The organism is Citrobacter sp. C1 (assembly GCF_014596895.2).
Classification (GTDB): Bacteria; Pseudomonadota; Gammaproteobacteria; order Enterobacterales; family Enterobacteriaceae; genus Citrobacter; species Citrobacter gillenii.
The window spans coordinates 2038905-2057004 of sequence record NZ_CP115035.1 but is presented as its reverse complement, the minus strand read 5'-3'; the positions used below and the strand labels follow the sequence as shown (position 1 = coordinate 2057004).

At 52.5% G+C, this 18100-nt stretch carries 21 protein-coding genes and 1 tRNA gene; 13 read left to right on the top strand and 9 right to left on the bottom strand.

Annotated elements, in window-relative coordinates:
* Positions 1-282 precede the first annotated feature (282 nt).
* The 9 genes from IB214_RS09870 to IB214_RS09830 all read left to right on the top strand — a co-directional run bounded on the left by IB214_RS09870 (position 283) and on the right by IB214_RS09830 (position 7362).
* A complete protein-coding gene (locus tag IB214_RS09870; RefSeq protein ID WP_016156718.1) occupies positions 283-489 on the top strand; it encodes a hypothetical protein in 207 nt (68 codons plus the stop codon).
* An 11-nt stretch (positions 490-500) separates the two neighbouring features.
* A complete protein-coding gene (locus tag IB214_RS09865; RefSeq protein ID WP_057064861.1) occupies positions 501-662 on the top strand; it encodes a YdaE family protein in 162 nt (53 codons plus the stop codon).
* Between the two features lie 139 nt (positions 663-801).
* Positions 802-3615 carry a RecE family exodeoxyribonuclease gene (locus IB214_RS09860; protein WP_117343348.1) on the top strand — a complete coding sequence of 938 codons (2814 nt, stop codon included), beginning with the start codon at positions 802-804 and terminating at the stop codon, positions 3613-3615.
* Between the two features lie 11 nt (positions 3616-3626).
* Positions 3627-4739 carry a RecT family recombinase gene (locus IB214_RS09855; RefSeq protein WP_117343347.1) on the top strand — a complete coding sequence of 371 codons (1113 nt, stop codon included), beginning with the start codon at positions 3627-3629 and terminating at the stop codon, positions 4737-4739.
* A gap of 34 nt (positions 4740-4773) precedes the next feature.
* Positions 4774-5118, top strand: a complete 345-nt coding sequence (locus IB214_RS09850) for a hypothetical protein (RefSeq protein ID WP_117343346.1) — start codon at positions 4774-4776, stop codon at positions 5116-5118.
* Positions 5111-5743, top strand: a complete 633-nt coding sequence (locus IB214_RS09845; protein ID WP_117343345.1) for a hypothetical protein — start codon at positions 5111-5113, stop codon at positions 5741-5743. Before IB214_RS09850 ends, IB214_RS09845 begins: the two co-directional genes overlap by 8 nt.
* Positions 5730-5972, top strand: a complete 243-nt coding sequence (locus IB214_RS09840) for a DUF4060 family protein (protein WP_117343344.1) — start codon at positions 5730-5732, stop codon at positions 5970-5972. Before IB214_RS09845 ends, IB214_RS09840 begins: the two co-directional genes overlap by 14 nt.
* 63 nt (positions 5973-6035) lie before the next feature.
* A complete protein-coding gene (locus IB214_RS09835) occupies positions 6036-6308 on the top strand; it encodes an excisionase (protein ID WP_032170291.1) in 273 nt (90 codons plus the stop codon).
* Positions 6277-7362: a tyrosine-type recombinase/integrase gene (locus IB214_RS09830; protein ID WP_117343343.1), complete on the top strand. Its 1086-nt coding sequence runs from the start codon at positions 6277-6279 to the stop codon at positions 7360-7362. Before IB214_RS09835 ends, IB214_RS09830 begins: the two co-directional genes overlap by 32 nt.
* A 336-nt stretch (positions 7363-7698) precedes the next feature.
* On the opposite strand, the gene IB214_RS09825 is transcribed toward IB214_RS09830, so the two are convergent.
* From IB214_RS09825 to yobA, 3 genes are read right to left on the bottom strand one after another with little or no spacing between them, the layout of a single operon-like run.
* Positions 7699-8037, bottom strand: a complete 339-nt coding sequence (locus IB214_RS09825) for a YebY family protein (RefSeq protein WP_115258191.1) — start codon at positions 8035-8037, stop codon at positions 7699-7701.
* A 16-nt stretch (positions 8038-8053) separates the two neighbouring features.
* Positions 8054-8926, bottom strand: a complete 873-nt coding sequence (gene copD / locus IB214_RS09820; protein WP_115258190.1) for a copper homeostasis membrane protein CopD — start codon at positions 8924-8926, stop codon at positions 8054-8056.
* A gap of 4 nt (positions 8927-8930) precedes the next feature.
* Positions 8931-9305, bottom strand: a complete 375-nt coding sequence (gene yobA, locus IB214_RS09815) for a CopC domain-containing protein YobA (protein WP_115258189.1) — start codon at positions 9303-9305, stop codon at positions 8931-8933.
* A 144-nt stretch (positions 9306-9449) separates the two neighbouring features.
* Between yobA and IB214_RS09810 the strand changes: the two genes are divergently transcribed.
* From IB214_RS09810 to exoX, 3 genes are all read left to right on the top strand, one after another.
* Positions 9450-9674, top strand: a complete 225-nt coding sequence (locus IB214_RS09810) for a DNA polymerase III subunit theta (protein WP_096756688.1) — start codon at positions 9450-9452, stop codon at positions 9672-9674.
* 106 nt (positions 9675-9780) lie between these two features.
* Positions 9781-10437 carry a carbon-nitrogen hydrolase family protein gene (locus IB214_RS09805; protein ID WP_115258187.1) on the top strand — a complete coding sequence of 219 codons (657 nt, stop codon included), beginning with the start codon at positions 9781-9783 and terminating at the stop codon, positions 10435-10437.
* A gap of 23 nt (positions 10438-10460) precedes the next feature.
* On the top strand, positions 10461-11123 hold the full coding sequence (gene exoX / locus IB214_RS09800) for an exodeoxyribonuclease X (protein WP_117343341.1): 663 nt from the start codon (positions 10461-10463) through the stop codon (positions 11121-11123).
* Here the strand turns inward: exoX and ptrB are convergent.
* From ptrB to yebG, 4 genes are all read right to left on the bottom strand, one after another.
* Positions 11120-13180 (bottom strand): oligopeptidase B, encoded by a 2061-nt coding sequence (gene ptrB / locus IB214_RS09795; protein WP_117343340.1) that lies wholly within the window; start codon positions 13178-13180, stop codon positions 11120-11122. The genes exoX and ptrB overlap by 4 nt on opposite strands.
* A gap of 86 nt (positions 13181-13266) precedes the next feature.
* Positions 13267-13926, bottom strand: a complete 660-nt coding sequence (locus tag IB214_RS09790) for a tellurite resistance TerB family protein (RefSeq protein ID WP_117343339.1) — start codon at positions 13924-13926, stop codon at positions 13267-13269.
* 93 nt (positions 13927-14019) lie between these two features.
* The gene (yebF, locus tag IB214_RS09785) at positions 14020-14373 is read right to left on the bottom strand and encodes a protein YebF (protein ID WP_096756683.1); all 354 of its coding nucleotides are present in this window, start codon (positions 14371-14373) and stop codon (positions 14020-14022) included.
* 119 nt (positions 14374-14492) lie between these two features.
* On the bottom strand, positions 14493-14783 hold the full coding sequence (gene yebG / locus IB214_RS09780; RefSeq protein WP_115258185.1) for a DNA damage-inducible protein YebG: 291 nt from the start codon (positions 14781-14783) through the stop codon (positions 14493-14495).
* A 131-nt stretch (positions 14784-14914) separates the two neighbouring features.
* Here yebG and purT point away from each other — a divergent pair, with 131 nt between their 5' ends.
* Positions 14915-16093, top strand: a complete 1179-nt coding sequence (gene purT / locus IB214_RS09775) for a formate-dependent phosphoribosylglycinamide formyltransferase (protein ID WP_117343338.1) — start codon at positions 14915-14917, stop codon at positions 16091-16093.
* 316 nt (positions 16094-16409) lie between these two features.
* On the opposite strand, the gene IB214_RS09770 is transcribed toward purT, so the two are convergent.
* Both IB214_RS09770 and IB214_RS09765 read right to left on the bottom strand, forming a co-directional pair.
* A tRNA-Asn gene (locus tag IB214_RS09770) sits at positions 16410-16485 on the bottom strand.
* A 99-nt stretch (positions 16486-16584) separates the two neighbouring features.
* Positions 16585-18072, bottom strand: coding sequence for an EmmdR/YeeO family multidrug/toxin efflux MATE transporter (locus IB214_RS09765; RefSeq protein WP_223240380.1), 1488 nt, complete (start codon positions 18070-18072; stop codon positions 16585-16587).
* Positions 18073-18100 lie beyond the last annotated feature (28 nt).

Below are 18100 nucleotides of genomic sequence, written 5' to 3'. Positions count from 1 at the left end.
TTTCAATGAAACAACACAGCGCCTATCAGGGCGCTTTTTTTTGCCCTTTTTTGAAAGTTTTGCTTTCTACGCCTTTACATATGAAACTTTATGTTGCAGTATTACTTCCATCGACAACAAGCGCATCGTTGTCAGGTTCAAGAAACGTTCCGCCAGCCTGGCGACAAGGGCAAAACAGAAGTGAGCTTCGCGGTGGTGAACTGCAGAGTTAAATCGCTCAACTGTGAAGATCAGCACCACGGCACCACCAGCGAAGTTCACTCAGCAATAGTGGAGAACATCATGGTTCATCAGCACTACGGTACACAGACGGTAAACCGCGGCGCAGTTCAGCCTGGAATGCTCGTCAAACACAAGGATTCAACCTGGACGGCATCAGCTAATGCTCGTGGTCGTTTGTATCTGCATCGCGGCGTTGAGATGACTTACACCAGGGATTTGCTGGTTGAAGTTTATCTGAACGGTCTGGGGAATGGCCTCAGCCATTAACGGAGAGTGTCATGCAAGACAAGAAATGCGGTTACTGCAGCAAGCCGGTTAAACCGGAAGAAGTAATCAAAAGCACCCTTCTCTATCGCAACGGCTCACTGCTGGCGCGCAAAGAGAAAGAGTACTGTTCCAGACGTTGCGCTTCGCACGACCAGATGGCTCACGAAGGCTAACGTACACCCCGCGCAAGGCGGGATCTACGTCCGGTGGCACCGACCAAAGTTACACCGGAAACAACATCAAAACCAAAGTTAACCCAATGGGCGCTATCAATGGTCCGGGGATTCTAACACCCAAAAATGAGGATCTCACATGGAATTCTTTAATGTGGTTAAAGCCACTCAGAAATCCGGAAAGCAAGATGCAGTGGTCTGGTTCACTGCTAAAACCGAGGCTCGCGCCAACCTGCAGCTGGATGTTGCACTGGAAGATGCTGGCATCGAAACCGGCCGTGGTAAGGACTACGCCAAACCGATTCGCACTGATTTCCCGGTGTACAACGACCTGCCAGAAGAAGGCGAAGTTGATTTCACCTGGTGCGAACGTTACGAACTGGCCGAAGACCAGCGCACCTGGAATGTGAAATTGAAAGCTGATGATGTGGTGCAGGAAGAAAACCACCAGGCTGATGATAATGTCGTTGATGGTGAAGCAGGCCATGAAGAAGAGTCTCAGCAGTCAGAGCACCCGAACCTGATCGTCGTCGCCACCCTACCCTTGCGCCAGCGTCTTTTGGCTCAGTTCATCTCTGACGAATACGCTTATCACATCGATGCTGAGCAAAAGAAAATTATTCAGGGACTCGAGCTGGACGTGGATAACAGCTACGTCCAGAACCTGCTGCTTGCTGCTGAAAACGTGGAGTTTTTCAAGAATGCTGCTGAGATTGACATCTCCCGGGTTGTAGCCGCACTGAAAACCGTCTTCCCGGTTGAAGGGAAACGGACTGAACTGTCTCTTGTTATGCGGTTCATCAGGATCTGGTTCAACACCGAACATATTGATCGCGGCCTGCTGGTCAAGGAATGGCAGAAAGGCAACCGTGTTGCGCAGATTCAATGCGCTGACGTCAAAACCAATGCAGTCGGTGGAAATAAGACCGATCGTAATACCGACTACGTCCACACACTGGACACGCTGGATGTTGAAATTGCGCTGGCCACCTTGCCAATGGATTTCAATATCTACGACATTCCTGGTGGGGTCTACCGTCGCGCTAAAGAGATTGTCAGCAAGAAAGAAAGTCCGTTCAGCGAATGGTCTGAAGCGCTGCGCAAGACAGCTGGCATCCTGGACTATTCACGCGCAGCCATCTTTGCACTCATCCGGGGCACATCATCCGAATTGGTTAACTTTCCTGGGCGGTTGCGAGCATATATCAATGCCAATCTAACCGAAAATGACCACTCAAATCCCTCAGAAGAAACGCTGGCTGATGCTGGTCATGCGCCGGACGTCAGCTGGGAAAACGAAATTAATAAGCAGGTCGCTGACGAACAGCCACAAATCGCCAACATGGGCAACGGCGTATTCTCCATTGAAGGCTTAATGGGTGATCAACAACCAAAAACAGATGACCGTTCACCACTTAATGAGGAAACCACCAGCGATGTGCAGATGGAAGAAACTGTCAGTGATGAAGAACAGGCTGGTGATGAAGTGCAGTCAGGCGAAAGCGGTCTGGAAACTGGTGAAGAGTCACATACCGGCCAGCAAGCCGATGTAAACCAGAATGCGGACTCTGTCGTACAAAATAGCGATTCTGTAAACCAAACCGAACCAGTTGCTGCGCAAACCGAGCCAGAAGCGCAATCTGAAGAACCGGCTGTTGTGTATCCAGCCTACTTCGAGCCTGGCCGCTATGAAGGTCTGCCGAATAACGTCTATCACGGCGCCAACGGCATCAGCAGCACACAGGTGAAAGATGCACGCGTCAGCCTGATGTACTTCAACGCCCGCCACGTTGCTAAAACCATCCCCCGCGAAGGTTCTAAGGTGCTGGATATGGGCAACCTGGTGCATGGCCTGGCGCTGCAGCCTGAAAACCTCGATGAGGAATTCAGCGTTGAGCCGGTGATCCCGGAAGGGGCATTCACCACCGCGGCGACCATTCGCGCCTTTATCGATGAATACAATCTCGGCCTGCCAGTGCTGCTCAGTGCAGATGACATCAAGCGATTCATTGAGGAGTACAACGCCACCCTGCCCGCGCAGGTGTCACTGGGTGCCGACCTGGGTGAAACAGCTCAGAACTATATGACGCTGCCGGCGGAATATCAACGTATCGAGGCAGACCAGAAGCAGACCGCTGCCGCAATGAAGGCCTGCATCAAAGAGTACAACGCCACCCTGCCCGTACAGGTGAAAACCAGCGGCAGCCGTGACGCTCTGCTCGAGCAACTGGCAATCATCAACCCTGACCTGGTCGCACAGGAAGCGCAGAAACCTGCGCCGCTGAAAGTGTCCGGTACCAAAGCGGACCTGATCCAGGCTGTGAAATCCGTTAACCCGGATGCCGTATTCGCTGACGAACTGCTCGATGCGTGGCGCGAGAACCCGGACGACAAGATTTTGGTCACCCACCAGCAGATGGAAACAGCACTGGCCATTCAGAAAGCCCTGCACTCTCACCCGACCGCCGGGAAGCTGCTGTTGCACCCTGATCGCGCCGTCGAAACGAGCTACTTCGGTATCGACGAAGAGACCGGGCTTGAAGTCCGCGTGCGCCCGGATCTGGAAATCGACCTGGACGGCGTGCGCATTGGTGCCGACCTGAAAACCATCAGCATGTGGAACGTTAAGCAGGAAGGCCTTCGCGCCAAACTGCACCGGGAAATCATCGACCGTGACTATCACCTGAGCGCCGCCATGTATTGCGAGACCGCAGCACTGGACCAGTTCTTCTGGATTTTCGTCAACAAAGACGAGAACTACCACTGGATCGCCATCATCGAGGCATCCGCCGAACTGCTGGAGCTGGGCATGCTTGAGTACCGTAAATCAATGCGCGCTATCGCTACCGGCTTTGACACTGGCGAATGGCCAGCGCCGATCACAGCTGATTACACCGACGAACTGAACGACTTCGACCTGCGCCGCCTTGAAGCGCTGCGTACTCAGGCATAAGGGGAACGATGATGGAAAACATGAATATCGTAACTGCAGAGCAACAGGCTCCGAACACTATTTCTGCCAGCAACGCCATTTTTAACGTTCAGGCATTAACTCAGCTTCAGTCGGTGGCGGGCCTGATGGCACAGGCTGCCGTCACGGTTCCCGAGCATCTTCGCGGGAATCCTGCCGACTGCATGGCAATCATCATGCAGGCCATGCAATGGGGCATGAACCCTTACGCAGTGGCGCAGAAAACTCACCTGGTCAACGGTGTGCTGGGCTATGAAGCTCAGTTGGTAAACGCGGTGATCTCCAGCTCTAACGCCATCGTTGGCCGCTTTCACTATGAGTACGAAGGCGACTGGTCGAAATGCGCCAGCAGCCGCGAAGAGATCGTGAAGAAGCCTGCAAAAGGCGGTGGGACTTACGACAAGAAAGAAATGGTACGGGGCTGGAACAGCGCCGATGAGCAAGGTTTGTCGGTTCGTGTGGGCGCCGTCATTCGCGGCGAAAGCGAGATTACCTGGGGCGAACCGGTATTCCTCTCCAGCGTGATTACACGTAACTCTCCACTGTGGATTTCGAACCCGAAACAGCAGATCGCATATCTGGCCCTTAAATACTGGGCGCGACTGTACTGCCCTGCGGTCGTTCTCGGCGTGTATACCCCGGATGAAGTCGAGCAGCGCACAGAGAAGGAGATTAACCCAGCGCCGCAACGCGTTAGCCTGGCGGATATCTCAGGTGACACCGTCACCACCACACAGAGCGCACAGGAATCATCGGTAAATATCGGCTCACTGGCCGATGATTTCCGCGAACGCATCGATGCTGCGCAGGATGTTGATAGCGCCAAAGCACTGCGCGCTGATATCGAAAGCGCGAAGGTCACGCTCGGTTCTGCCCTGTTCACTGAGCTGAAGAACAAAGCGGTGAAGCGCTACTACCTGGTTGATTCACGTAACAAGGTTGAGGCCGCGATCAACTCCCTGCCGTCTCCGGATGAACCGGGCGCAGCAGAACGATTCGCCGAAGTTGAGCGAGTGCTGGCAACCAATAAGCGTCACATGGGCGACGAGCTGCACGATCAGTTCAGCATCACCCTGGCAGATATGAAACCGGAATACGTGGCCTAAGGGAGGCGGGAGGGTTCGCCCTCCCGGTAACGATATGAGTAAATCTTTAAACGCACGCTGCATCCGTCGCTGGGAAATTGAGTTCAAAGGCCGTTGCGACTCGAAAGTAAGTCCTTGGTGGCGCAAACACCACCTCCGCGGTTACATCCGGGAATGCGCCCTGACAACTGCCGACTGCATGGTTGAGCGTATGGCTGAGGACAACGCTCTGGTTGATTTTCAAGGTAATGGTCGCGGTTGGTCACCTGAGTTTTCAGCGTGGTACGGCGAGCGCCGTGCGCAGTATAGAAAAGAAGCGTTGAGCTACCTCAATGAAGATGCCAGCACTGATGAGATTGACGAAGAGATTCAGAACGAGCTGGAGGCCTGGAATGACTGAACGCGGAATGATTTTCAACGAGTACCAGGTGCGCGCCCTGCTTGATGGAAGCATAACGCAGGTTCGGCGGCCCGTGAAGTTTCCACATATTGATAAAGACGCAATGTGCGAACTATCTGGGAATGAATTGGCTGGTGAGTTATCGGCGGGAAATTACAGGAACAGCCCCCACGGCAAGCCAGGTGATCGTCTCTGGGTGCGTGAGACGTTTAGCGCGGTGCCTGATCATGACGAGCCGGTTGGCTGTTCAGCTCTTCTGTATGCAGCTGACTGCGGCACCCCATATGGAAAATGGAAACCTTCCATCCACATGCCGCGCTGGGCCAGCCGTATTCTGCTGGAGATCACCGATGTGCGCGTCGAGCGCCTTCAGGCGGCTGATGAATCGGCCCTCCTGGATAACCTTGGCGACATGCTTGAGGACTGCGATTCCGTTGCTGGCCGTGCCTTCAACCATGCAGAGCATTATGCGATCGCTGGCGTCCAGGTGGGTCTGAACCCGGAAATGCACGGTTTTAAAGCGTGGTGGGATAAGGCCAATGGTGCCGGGAGTTTCGATTCGAATCCGTGGGTGTGGGTGATCGAGTTTAAGCGTATCGAAGGAAATAGCCATGCGACTAATTAACCGTGCCAATCAGCAATCCCCGTTAGCGCGCCAGGCATGCGACATCGCACTGGCTACCCACCAGCAACGCTACGGCGACTATGGCCGAAGCAAGATGAAAGAGACGTACACGGTGAGAGTTGAAGGCGTGAAGGTCTGGGTGGAAGTGGTGAACCGCAAGGCCAGCTACGTGGCCACGGCGATGACAGGTATGCGCCGGCTGCGCGCACTGCCGGGTCAGGTTTCTTGATAACGATATTTCATTAACAGTTTTCCGGCAGCTCTATAATGAGTTGCCGGATCCGGAGGTAGTATGGCCAAGCTTCTTAATCTGCAGGAATGGGCGAATTCGACTTATTCAACCCCGCCGTCTCTTTCAACACTTCGCCGCTGGGCGCGGGAGGGGCGCATTTACCCTGCTCCGGAACTTCACGGCAAAGAATATAAGGTTCAGCCTGACGCCATCTATGTGGATCCGAGCAAGAAGAACCTTCGTCCCAAATCAAAACGCTTAGCGCTGCCAACTGGCGGCACTCTACTGGAGAGACTGACTCATGGCGAAAAGGCCAGTACGTTACGACGCTAACCTGCCCCGTAACCTGACCTATCGTAAAAGAGACAGGCTTTATAGCTGGCGAAACCCGATTACCGGTCAAGAATTATCTCTTGGCCGGATCGACAGAAAGGACGCCATTTCTCAGGCCATCGAGGCCAACAACTACATCGACCAGAATTACCTTCCGTCAGCGCTGCTGGATCGTATAAAGGAAACACCAACATTTACGGTGAAAGCGTGGCTCGAGCGCTACGAAGTAATTCTTGAGCGAAGAGAATTGAAGCCCAACACGATGAAGGTCAGGCGCAATCAGATCGCCACTATCAGTGATGAATTCGGACGTATGCCGCTATCGTCGGTCAGCACGAAGGATGTATCTACTTTCCTGGAGAGTTACATACTCTGCGATAAGAAGAGCATGGCCTCCGGCCTGCGTTCGGTATTGTTGGATATTTTCAGGGAGGCAATTGTCGAGGGGCATATTGAAAGGAACCCGGCAGAGCCGACAAGAACGCCGACGCCAAAAGTGAAGCGTGAGCGTCTTTTGCTCGAGCAGTTTGAGATAATAAGGGAAGCCGCTACCGCTCATTCTGGATGGGCTGCAAATGCATGTGACCTGGCGCTGGTCACCGGGCAGAGAAGAGAGGACGTATCGCTGTTTAGATTCAGCGATATCAGGGATGGAAGATTGTTTGTCACGCAGGAAAAGACAGGTCACAAATTGGCGTTGCCACTTGATTTGCGACTGGACTCTGCTGATTTGGTATTGCAGGATGTTATCGACCGTTGTCGTAAAAACAACCCGTCAGACTTCATGCTTTATTCTGCGGTAAGGCGTGGTGGCAGGAAGCCAGGTCCGTTAACTCCGGACGGAATCACCCAAGCATTTTCTGATATCAGGGATTCTACAGAGTTAAAGTTTGGCCCCAACCCTCCCCCGTTCCATGAGATCAGGAGCTTGGCGAGCAGACTCTATGAAAGAGAGCGCGGAGAGGATTTCGCACAGAGACTGCTGGGGCATAAAAATTTAACAATGACCAAAAAATACCTGGACGCACGCGGTGCAGAATATGTTATGGTTTAGACAGGATATGGAAATTTCGAGTAATTTTCGTGGGATTTCGTGAAAGCACCGAAAAAACCCAATGAAAACAGATAGATAAAAAGAGACCGAATACGATTCCTGTATTCGGTCCAGGGAAATGGCTCTTGGGAGAGAGCCGTGCGCTAAAAGTTGGCATTAATGCAGGCTAAGTTACCCTGCCATTTAAGAATAGATGACAGCGCCAGGTTTTCCAGTCCGCGACCAAAGTGGCCTGAAAAAAAGGACGATTGTCACCCGCTAGAATGCAAAAACCGCAAGTTCTGCAGCCAGAACGTTGCGGTTTTTTATTGGAAATCAGAAAGCTACATCTGACAATTAACAGAGCTTTTCTGCACGCTCAATAAACGGGGCCAGGCTCATTTTTTCGCCAGATTTTGCCGGATCGTCAATCTGGATAATGTCGATCGGTTTGGCGGTCGTTTTACCGCTTGCTACCTGCTGTCTGGCAATATCGTTCAGCGGGTATTGCACCAGCGTGCTGGGGTTGATGACATACAGCGCATTACCCGGTCGGCACGTCAGCATCACTTCTTCGCGATTAAACGCCCACTTGTCTTTGCCAACCTCAAAGCGACTGACGGTAATAACCTGCGGCGCAGCCAATGCAGCTCCTGAACTTGCCAGCAGTAACACAGAGATAATCAATTTTTTCATACGTTTTGCCAGTCCATCAGAACGGTTCCAGGGTTGCAAACAGGCTGACGATTGCCAGCACGACGGCCCCTATTCCCCATTCAATCTTAGTCATCCAAATAAAATAGAGAGTCATGCAGCGATTATCCTGCTGCATACGTGGTACGAGAACATACCGGTTCGCCAGCGCAATCGCCACCATTAGCGCGACCAGCACACATTTTAACAACAGAAGTTGCCCATAGGCTGCATGCCAGGGAAAGGATAATCCGACAATAAACAGGCCGTTGGTGATGCCCGTAAGCAAGACGCCAATTACGAAAAGATGCCCAAAGCGGGAAAAACGCATCATGGTGGCGATCGCCTGTTGTTGCCAGCGGCCTTGCGCCATTCTCATACAGTAAAGAACGGGCAGCAAGCCGCCAAACCAGGCAGCTGCGCAGACCAGATGCAGAGCGTGATTAAGCTGCTGCACCGCCCGCGTTGCGCCGTCATGCAGCGTCGCATGTCCGACACCGGCTAATAAAATACACTGCGCAATCGTCAGCATCAGCAGCAGTCGTGACATACTGCGCGGCACAATGAGGGTCACCACCAGCGTAACCAGAGCGAGGATAATTTGCCACAGCCATACGCCGCCAAACTGCGTTTGCAGGACTGCTCCCCATATATCAACGGAGAAAACATCCTGCCAGCCAGACCCCATTAATCCCCCCTGGACAGCCAGCATCAGCGTCGCGCTGATAAAGCTCCACATCGCGGCATGGCGTTGCAGGCGCATAAAACGGCGCATCATTAAACGTCGTACCGAAACAGGTGCCAACCAGGCGCCGTACAGCGCACAGCCAAATACCAGCATTAAAGAGGTGAAATGGATAAACCGCAGCGTAACCCAGGTGAATGCCAGCATCGTTTTATTTCACGCTAAAGGTATAGTGTCCTTTGGTTTTGTGACCGTCTACCGACACAACGTGCCAGTCAACCGTATATTTTCCGGCGTCCAGCGATTGTTCCACAGGAACGATCAGTTGCGTCTTATCCTGCTCATTACGCGTCGCCTTACCCGTTTTAATCGGCTGCTGCTGTGGGCCTGTCAGCGTTGCACCGCTGAATGCAGGTTCAACGCCCTCTGAAAAATTCAGGGTCAGCGCCTCAGGAGACGCGGTAATCTGCGCATTCGCCGCCGGATTTAGTTGCGTCAGGTGTGCATGTGCCAGTGCGGCAGGAGAAATCAACGTGGAGACGAGAGCGATGAGAGCAAAGCGAAGTGAGGATGCAGATGAAGCCATATCAACTATTCCTTTTTGTTATGTCTAATCTGTAGAGAATAACCTTCTACAATGAACGAGTCGAGAATCATCAATTCAGGCTTGCCATTAGCGCACACTCTTAGTAACTTTTGCGCGCTACGGGATACCTATAAGGAGAAACGCATGAATCTGGCCAAACTCGAACAATCTGAAATGGATAAGGTCAATGTTGACCTGGCCGCAGCTGGTGTCGCCTTTAAAGAGCGCTATAACATGCCTGTTGTTGCCGAAGTCGTTGAACGTGAGCAACCCGCACACCTGCGAGACTGGTTTCGTGAACGGTTAATTGCGCATCGTTTAGCGTCCGTTTCCCTCTCACGTTTACCTTACGAGCCGAAAGTTAAATAAACCTTATAATACGTTACGATTCCTTACATGATGACTGCTACAGTATAAGTATATTCTTAATCTATACTTTAGAGATGATTGTAGACACTATGAAAAGGAAGTCATTATGTCACACTGGAAAATTGCCGCAGCGCAGTATGAACCGCTTCAAACCTCACTAACTGAACACGTCGCCCATCACCTGCAATTCATCAGGGCGGCGGCCAAATGCCAATGTGAATTGCTGGTTTTCCCCTCCCTTTCTCTATTAGGTTGTATGGATGAAAGCGATGAGCTGCCAGCCCCACCCGATGAATCTCTGTTGCAGCCCCTCGCCCACGCCGCGGCGACGTATCGCATGACCATTATTGTGGGATTGCCGGTTGAACATAACGAACGTTTTGTGAAAGGTATGGCGCTTTTTTCGCCGTGGATGACCGCCCCCTTAATGTTCCACCAGAGCCATGGGGCTTGTATTGCCAGACAGCGAAATACCATTAGCGTTGTCGACAGCCAGCCAGAAGGCATCGATATTGATCCTGCGTTTTCACTGTTTACCACCTGCCAGTGCGTCAGCGAATCTGAACTTCTCTCATCAACCTCTCGTCTGCAACGTTTCTCGCATCAGTTCGCCATTGCGGTACTGATGGCCAATGCGCGCGGAAGCAGCGCATTATGGGATGAACGGGGCCGTTTAATTGTTCGCGCGGACAGCGGCTCACTGCTCTTAACCGGCAAGCGCACCTCTCAGGGTTGGCAAGGCGATATCATTCCATTACGCTAGGCGTTTTCGGCCAGGAGCATGGCATGCTGCGCATAATAGATACAGAAACCTGCGGTCTGCAGGGAGGCATTGTTGAGATCGCATCTGTCGATGTGGTTGATGGCAAAATTGTGAATCCGATGAGCCACCTGGTGCGACCCGACCGCCCCATCAGCCCGCAGGCAATGGCGATACATCGGATTACGGAAGCCATGGTGGCGGATAAACCGTGGATTGAAGACGTCATCCATCATTATTACGGTAGCGAGTGGTACGTCGCGCACAACGCCAGTTTCGACCGTCGCGTATTGCCGGACATACCTGGGGAATGGATTTGCACGATGAAGCTGTCCCGCCGCCTGTGGCCGGGGATAAAATACAGCAACATGGCGCTGTATAATTCCCGCAAGCTGAGCGTACAAACCCCCGTTGGTTTGCATCAGCACCGCGCGCTATACGATTGCTACATTACCGCGGCGCTGCTGATCGACATCATGAACACCTCAGGCTGGTCGGCAGAGCAAATGGTCGAGATCACCGGTCGCCCTGCGCTGTTAACCACATTTACCTTTGGTAAATACCGCGGTAAACCCGTTTCCGAGGTGGCAGAACGCGATCCGGGCTATCTGCGCTGGCTGTTTAATAACCTTGACAGTATGAGCCCGGAACTGCGGTTAACATTGAAGCACTATCTGGATAACGCCTAGACGGCCGCGTTGCCGGGCAACGTCCCCTGCGCCAGGCCAATCAAAAAGGCGAACTCAAGGGCCACACCTTCATAAGATTTAAAGCGTCCGGACTTGCCGCCGTGACCGGAGTCCATATCCGTACACAGCAACAGTAGATTGTCGTCCGTTTTCAGCTCCCTCAGTTTCGCTACCCACTTTGCCGGTTCCCAGTATTGCACCTGGGAGTCGTGAAGCCCGGTGGTGACCAGCAGATGCGGATAAGCCTGTGTGGTGACGTTATCGTATGGGCTGTAGCTTTTCATGTAAGCGTAATATTCTACATCCTGCGGGTTGCCCCACTCTTCAAATTCTCCGGTGGTGAGCGGGATCGACTCGTCCAGCATCGTTGTGACTACGTCAACAAACGGCACTTGGGCAACCATGCCGTGAAATAACTCCGGACGTTCGTTAATGGCGACCCCCATCAGCATTCCACCCGCGCTTCCTCCCATGCCGTAGCAGAGTGAAGGCGCTCCGTAGCCCAGTTTGAGCAGCGCGTCACAGACGTCGAGATAATCGTTGAAGGTATTTTTCTTCTGCAAGAATTTACCGTCTTCGTACCACTGCTGCCCCAGCTCGCCACCGCCACGGACGTGGGCAATAGCATATACAAAGCCGCGATCCAGCAGGCTCAAACGGCTGCTGCTGAAATCAGCATCCATGCTGGCGCCATACGAACCATATCCATATACCAGCAGTGGATTTTTCCCTTTTTGGAAATGCCGCTGATGATACACCAGTGAAACCGGCACCTCTACGCCATCACGGGCGGTTACCCACACATGCTCGCTGCGGTAGTTTGTCGCATCAAAACCGGGGACATCCGTCTGTTTGAGCACCCGTCGCTCTCCGGTGTCCATATCCAGTTCAAATAGCGTGTCCGGTGTCGTCATGGATGAATATCCATAGCGCAGCCGCGACGTCTCCGGTTCGGGATTATAAGCAAGCCAGGTGACATAAGCCGGGTCGTCAAAGGCAATCCCAACCACTTCACGCGTCTTACGGTTGATCTGCCGCAGGCTGGTTAAGCCCTGCTGACGTTCTTCCACCACCAGCCAATCGGTAAACAGCGTAAACCCTTCCAGCATAACGTTTTCACGCGGCGGAATTAACGCTTCCCAGGTCTTTTCATCACGCACACGGGTACGATACAGACCAAAGTTTTTACCCTGTCGGTTAGATCGCAGATAAAACGCGTGTTGATAGTGATCGAGGCTGTACTCATGGTCTTTACGCCGCGGTAAAAAAACCAACGGTTCAGCGTCGGCCAGCTCAGCGTCAAGCAGCAGAACCTCACTGGTGGTCGCACTGGCAATATGAATAACGACATAATGCTGCGAAGTCGTTTTGTGCAGACTGACATAAAACATATCGTCTGCCTCTTCATATACCAGCCTGTCTTCGGATGACGGCGAACCGATGGTGTGTCGCCAGACCTGATACGGCAGTAACGTTGTTTCATGCTTACGCACGTAGTAGAAAGTTTGCGAGTCGTTGGCCCAGACGAGTTCAGGCTCGACGTTGTCGAGGACTTCCGGATACCAGTTACCGCTTTGCAGATTGCGAAAACGCACACCATATTGCCGGCGCGAGAGATAATCCTCAGCCAGCGCCATGATGGTGTTGTCCGGGGAGATTGCCAGACCGCCCAGTGTATAAAACTCGCTGTGAGCTGCGCGCTGGTTTCCGTCCAGCAACGTATCCCAGGCATCCCACTCTTCGCTGAGCGCAGACTGACGCTGGTAAATGGCATATTCACAACCGGGCTCATAGATATGCCGGTAGCGATAACCGTTTTTCACGTAGGGAGCCGAAACATCCTGCGGGGGAATACGGTCGATAATTTCTTTCAGCACGCGATCCTGTAATGCCTGCTGTGAGGCCATAACCTGGCGACCATAAGCATTTTCTTGCTGCAGGTAATCGAGGACCTCTGGCTGCGAGCGCGTGTCATCTCGCAACCAGTAATAATTATCGACGCGGGTGTCGCCATGTTGCGTCATGGCGTGTGGAATACGAGGAGCGTTCGGTAGCATGTCATTGTTCTTTTGCTTAATCATCCTATAAGGGTGGCAAAAGTCAGCAATGATGCAAGCGAAATATGCTCCTGCGCCGTAACTATTTAGCCCGGCAATGCCTGTTTTTGTTGCTTAAGATCTTGCTCAATACCTTCTCGAACATCCTGTGGGATCTTTAACGCATCGCCCAGCGCGCTCAGATAGCTGCGCTCCATAAAGTGGTCGATATCAATCGCCGCACAGCTGAGGAAGTAGATTTCCAGCGCCTCTTCTTCGTTGCGGATCCCCTGTGCCAGACGCTGAGGATCCAGCGGTTGCTCAATGGCGCGTTCAATCAGGATGCGCCCCTGGTCTTCTACTCCCGCTTCACGCAGCTGCTGATCGATGGCCGCACGCTCTTTTGCATCGATATGGCCATCGCTTTTTGCTGCAAAGACCAGCGCGAGGATCAGGCGTTCAGTCCGCTCATCCACCGGCGTACTTTGCACGCCAAACTGCGGCTCATCCTGATGCGCCGTGCGGACTTTATCTTTGTATTTGTTCCATAGCACGCTGCCAGCCACCGCGCCGCCACCGACGAGCAGCGCACTGGTGCCGTATTTGGTCAACAATTTGCGCGAGGATTTATTGGCTACCAGTAACCCCGCCAGTCCGCCTAATGCGCCGGGAACCAGCAATTTGCTCAGTCCCTGATCGCCCGAAGAAGACGCGGAAGATCCTTTTTGCCCAAGAAGAGATTGCAGTTGATTCAGCCAGTTAGCCATTTTGCCCCTCAAATACTGACGATTAATTATCACAGCGTACCCGAGGGGATGTCAGGAAGTGTCTATTGTAGCAAAAGATGCGCAAATACCAGGTTACTGCGCCAGATACTCTGCGCTGCCCGTTTTGCAATCAACCTTCACCTGATAGCGAATATCCGCACTCTTACCGCGCACGGTAAGTGGTACCGTCCACTGCCCGTCTTTGCCGACAATGTCCTGTGGATTAACCCAGGCAACAGGATCGAGTTGTCCCAGTTTTTTCTGATCGTCAGCCCAGCGCACGATACGATTTTGCTGATAATCACGTTTCACGCTCGCAGCAATACCGTCGGCGTTCAGTCCCTCACACTTGGGAAACTGAACGGTCTTACTTTCCGTATTTGCAGCAAAGGTCGACACGCTGGCGGATAACAGCAGCAGGCTTAACAGCGTTTTTCTTTTATTCATTCTTTTCTCCTTTATCCCCTTCGTCCTTCAGGCCGCAGAAATGCAACGCGAAATCAGTTGGGTACAGCACAATGATTCAGGGAAAAGCATGGTACAAAACGCCGGGAGCGCAAGTCGGATCAGGCTGCTTGTGTGTCATCTCCGTCGGACGCCGTGTTTTCTACTGCCTGAGGCGACGGCAGTTTGCCGTTTTTTAGGATCGCACTTAGCACGTCTTTTTGCTCGGCCAGCCACAGAGAAAGCGCTTCACGCTGTTCATCTTCCAGCGCGACCGGCGACTGCTCCAGCCAGGTGTCTAGCAGGTCTGCTGTATCCAGCATTTTGTCATACGCATCGGCTTCCTTTTTGCTGGTAAACGACATTTTTTCCTCACCTTCCCGAATGACTACGTATTTAACTTCAACCGCCATTTTGCAGCCTCTTAAATTACCTGTAATTATGTACAGTATATTCTTTTTCAGCCGCAAAATCAACCTGGTAATAAAGACAGACGCAAACGTTTTCGTATATACTGCGCCCAGATAAAACAGGGGATTAATTTATGACGTTATTAGGCACAGCGCTGCGTCCGGCAGCAACGCGAGTGATGTTATTAGGTTCAGGGGAACTGGGTAAAGAAGTGGCGATTGAATGCCAACGCCTGGGTGTAGAAGTCATCGCCGTGGATCGTTACCCCGACGCGCCAGCGATGCACGTAGCCCACCGTGCGTACGTGATTAATATGCTGGATGGCGAGGCATTGCGCGAGGTTGTCGAGCGCGAAAAACCCCATTATATCGTGCCAGAAATTGAAGCTATTGCGACGGATATGCTGGTAAAACTGGAACAGGAAGGTATGAACGTCGTGCCTTGCGCGCGCGCCACACAGTTGACCATGAACCGTGAAGGCATTCGTCGTCTGGCTGCTGAAGAGCTGTTATTACCCACATCCTCTTTCCGCTTCGCCGATAGCGAAGCCCGCTTTCGAGATGCGGTGGCTGAAATCGGCTTTCCATGTATCGTGAAACCGGTAATGAGTTCTTCCGGCAAAGGTCAGAGCTTTATTCGCTCCGCTGAGCAGCTTACCGAAGCCTGGGAATATGCCCAGCAGGGCGGCCGAGCTGGTGCGGGACGTGTAATCGTGGAAGGGGTAGTGAATTTTGATTTTGAAATCACCCTACTCACCGTCAGCGCCGTTGACGGTGTGCACTTCTGCGCGCCGGTAGGCCATCGCCAGGAAGATGGCGATTACCGCGAATCCTGGCAGCCGCAGCAGATGAGTGAACTGGCGCTGAAACGCGCACAGGAAATTGCCCGCAAGGTCGTGCTGGCGTTGGGCGGTCACGGATTGTTTGGCGTAGAGCTATTTGTTTGCGGTGATGAGGTAATTTTCAGCGAAGTCTCCCCTCGCCCACACGACACCGGCATGGTGACGTTAATTTCGCAGGATCTGTCCGAGTTTGCGCTGCACGTCCGCGCGTTCCTCGGATTACCCATCGGCGCAATCCGCCAATATGGTCCGTCCGCATCAGCCGTTATCCTGCCACAACTCACCAGTCAGAATGTGACGTTTAATCACGTAGAAAGTGCCGTTGGCGCAGGTTTGCAGCTTCGTCTGTTCGGTAAGCCGGAAATTGATGGCTCACGTCGCTTAGGCGTTGTGCTGGCAACAGATGAAAGCGTTGACGAGGCGGTTGAACGGGCAAAGAATGCTGCCGCACAGGTGAACGTCGAAGGATAAAATATCGGGCCTTCTGGCCCGTTTTAAGGTATTCCGTCGGACCGAAAAGCGTAGTGGACTGCACCCCAAGATTGGTTATCCAACTGAATAAGGTGCAGTTTTTTTTGACTAAATCACAATATTCCCAGGAAACGAAACTGACGTTAGTTGACCGTATTCTCTCCAAAAAGGATCGGACCCTTCGCACAGCAAAACGTTTTGGATAAACAATTTTCGATAGGTGAAACCGCCGCCTGGCTTGCTATCCCGACTCAAACGGCTGTACTGCGCTAAAAGCAAAAAACCCGCTTAGTTTCCTAAGCAGGTTTCTTAAATATGGCTCCTCTGACTGGACTCGAACCAGTGACATACGGATTAACAGTCCGCCGTTCTACCGACTGAACTACAGAGGAATCGTGTGAACGGGGCGAATATTAGCGATGCCAGTTAGCATTGTCAAAGCCTGAATGGAGAAATGCGATCGTTTGCCGAATATTTCTTCATTTCGTTGCTTATTCAGACGCAACGGGTTGTTTTATAGACTTTTCCCGTTCCGGACGCGGATACTTCCATAACCATCGCCCGGAGATCATGCGCCAGTAAAACAGCGCAGCACGCACTGCCCAGTCGAAGAACATCCCCATCCAAACCCCGACGACACCCCAATCTAAGACGATCCCGAGGGTATAACCTGCCACCACGCGACAGCCCCACATGCCCAGCATGGAAACCCACATCGCAAAACGGACATCGCGAGCCCCCTTAAACCCGGAAGGAAGAACCCACGATGCCGCCCATATAGGCATAAATGCCGCGTTGAGCCAAATTAGAACAACTATGACCTCTTTTACATCCTGATCGCGGGTATAGAACGAGGCCATTAATCCGGCAAAGGGAGCTGATAACCAGGCTATGGCGGTTAAACCAATTGTGGATAGCCAGAATACATGCCGCAACTGAATCTCAGCCTGGCCAATCTGTCCATTTCCCAGACGCCGCCCGGTAATAATGGTGGAGGCAGAACCCAGAGCATTGCCGGGCAGGTTAATCAGTGCTGCGATAGAGAAGGCGATAAAGTTACCGGCAATGACGCTGGTTCCCATCCCTGAGACAAACATCTGAGTGAGCAGCTTACCGCCGTTAAACAGTACTGATTCGATACTCGCAGGAATACCGATCCCCATCACCTCCCAGATAATGGCAAAATTCAACGGCTTAAAATAGCTCTTCAGGGGAATCCGCAGCGCTGGGTTAAAACCAATCATCAATACCCAGATAATGGCGACAGCGCCGATGTAACGAGAAATCGTCAACCCCAGCCCAGCGCCTTCAAACCCCAGCCCTTGCCAGGAAAAAATACCGTAGATCAGGATACTACTGATGATGATGTTCAGTATGTTCATACCGCCGTTAATCAGCAGCGGTATTTTGGTGTTTCCAGCACCGCGTAGCGCCCCACTGCCGATCAACGCAATGGCTGCCGCAGGATAACTGAGCACCGTCAGTTCAAGATACGTTAGCGCCAGCGCTTTAACCTCAGGTGTCGCTTCTCCGGCAACGACATTAATGATCTGTTCCCCAAAGTGATGAATGATCGCGGCCAGCGCGACGGCAAAAATTGTCATGATCACCAGCGACTGTCTGGCTGCGGCTCGGGCTCGACGACGATCGCGTTTTCCCAGACTAAAGGCCACGACTACCGTGGTGCCAAGATCGATGGCGGCAAAAAATGCCATGATGACCATATTGAAACTGTCGGCGAGGCCGACGCCTGCCATCGCTTCTTTGCCCAGCCAGCTTACCAGGAAGGTACTCAGTACCCCCATTAAGAGCACGCAGGTATTTTCCAGAAAAATAGGTACGGCAAGCGGGGTGATTTCGCGCCAGAATAGAACTTTATAACTCTTGCGTTTGGCGTACCAGGGCGTGCGGGAAACGACCTGGCGTAAGGCAGCGGAGACGTTCAAAGTGGACCTTAATGAAGAAAGTTGAAACCTCATTTCAAATGATGAGGGAGAATCAAAAAAG

What these genes read in the sequence shown, in the direction of transcription:
- IB214_RS09835 (WP_032170291.1), top strand. Translation starts at nt 6,036, where the DNA reads ATGGCCAAGCTTCTTAATCTGCAGGAATGGGCGAATTCGACTTATTCA.
- IB214_RS09810 (WP_096756688.1), top strand. Translation starts at nt 9,450, where the DNA reads ATGAATCTGGCCAAACTCGAACAATCTGAAATGGATAAGGTCAATGTT.
- copD (WP_115258190.1), bottom strand. Translation starts at nt 8,926, where the DNA reads ATGCTGGCATTCACCTGGGTTACGCTGCGGTTTATCCATTTCACCTCT.
- ptrB (WP_117343340.1), bottom strand. Translation starts at nt 13,180, where the DNA reads ATGCTACCGAACGCTCCTCGTATTCCACACGCCATGACGCAACATGGC.
- IB214_RS09790 (WP_117343339.1), bottom strand. Translation starts at nt 13,926, where the DNA reads ATGGCTAACTGGCTGAATCAACTGCAATCTCTTCTTGGGCAAAAAGGA.
- exoX (WP_117343341.1), top strand. Translation starts at nt 10,461, where the DNA reads ATGCTGCGCATAATAGATACAGAAACCTGCGGTCTGCAGGGAGGCATT.
- IB214_RS09845 (WP_117343345.1), top strand. Translation starts at nt 5,111, where the DNA reads ATGACTGAACGCGGAATGATTTTCAACGAGTACCAGGTGCGCGCCCTG.
- IB214_RS09860 (WP_117343348.1), top strand. Translation starts at nt 802, where the DNA reads ATGGAATTCTTTAATGTGGTTAAAGCCACTCAGAAATCCGGAAAGCAA.
- yobA (WP_115258189.1), bottom strand. Translation starts at nt 9,305, where the DNA reads ATGGCTTCATCTGCATCCTCACTTCGCTTTGCTCTCATCGCTCTCGTC.
- yebF (WP_096756683.1), bottom strand. Translation starts at nt 14,373, where the DNA reads ATGAATAAAAGAAAAACGCTGTTAAGCCTGCTGCTGTTATCCGCCAGC.
- IB214_RS09840 (WP_117343344.1), top strand. Translation starts at nt 5,730, where the DNA reads ATGCGACTAATTAACCGTGCCAATCAGCAATCCCCGTTAGCGCGCCAG.
- purT (WP_117343338.1), top strand. Translation starts at nt 14,915, where the DNA reads ATGACGTTATTAGGCACAGCGCTGCGTCCGGCAGCAACGCGAGTGATG.
- yebG (WP_115258185.1), bottom strand. Translation starts at nt 14,783, where the DNA reads ATGGCGGTTGAAGTTAAATACGTAGTCATTCGGGAAGGTGAGGAAAAA.
- IB214_RS09805 (WP_115258187.1), top strand. Translation starts at nt 9,781, where the DNA reads ATGTCACACTGGAAAATTGCCGCAGCGCAGTATGAACCGCTTCAAACC.
- IB214_RS09865 (WP_057064861.1), top strand. Translation starts at nt 501, where the DNA reads ATGCAAGACAAGAAATGCGGTTACTGCAGCAAGCCGGTTAAACCGGAA.
- IB214_RS09765 (WP_223240380.1), bottom strand. Translation starts at nt 18,072, where the DNA reads ATGAGGTTTCAACTTTCTTCATTAAGGTCCACTTTGAACGTCTCCGCT.
- IB214_RS09855 (WP_117343347.1), top strand. Translation starts at nt 3,627, where the DNA reads ATGGAAAACATGAATATCGTAACTGCAGAGCAACAGGCTCCGAACACT.
- IB214_RS09850 (WP_117343346.1), top strand. Translation starts at nt 4,774, where the DNA reads ATGAGTAAATCTTTAAACGCACGCTGCATCCGTCGCTGGGAAATTGAG.
- IB214_RS09870 (WP_016156718.1), top strand. Translation starts at nt 283, where the DNA reads ATGGTTCATCAGCACTACGGTACACAGACGGTAAACCGCGGCGCAGTT.
- IB214_RS09830 (WP_117343343.1), top strand. Translation starts at nt 6,277, where the DNA reads ATGGCGAAAAGGCCAGTACGTTACGACGCTAACCTGCCCCGTAACCTG.
- IB214_RS09825 (WP_115258191.1), bottom strand. Translation starts at nt 8,037, where the DNA reads ATGAAAAAATTGATTATCTCTGTGTTACTGCTGGCAAGTTCAGGAGCT.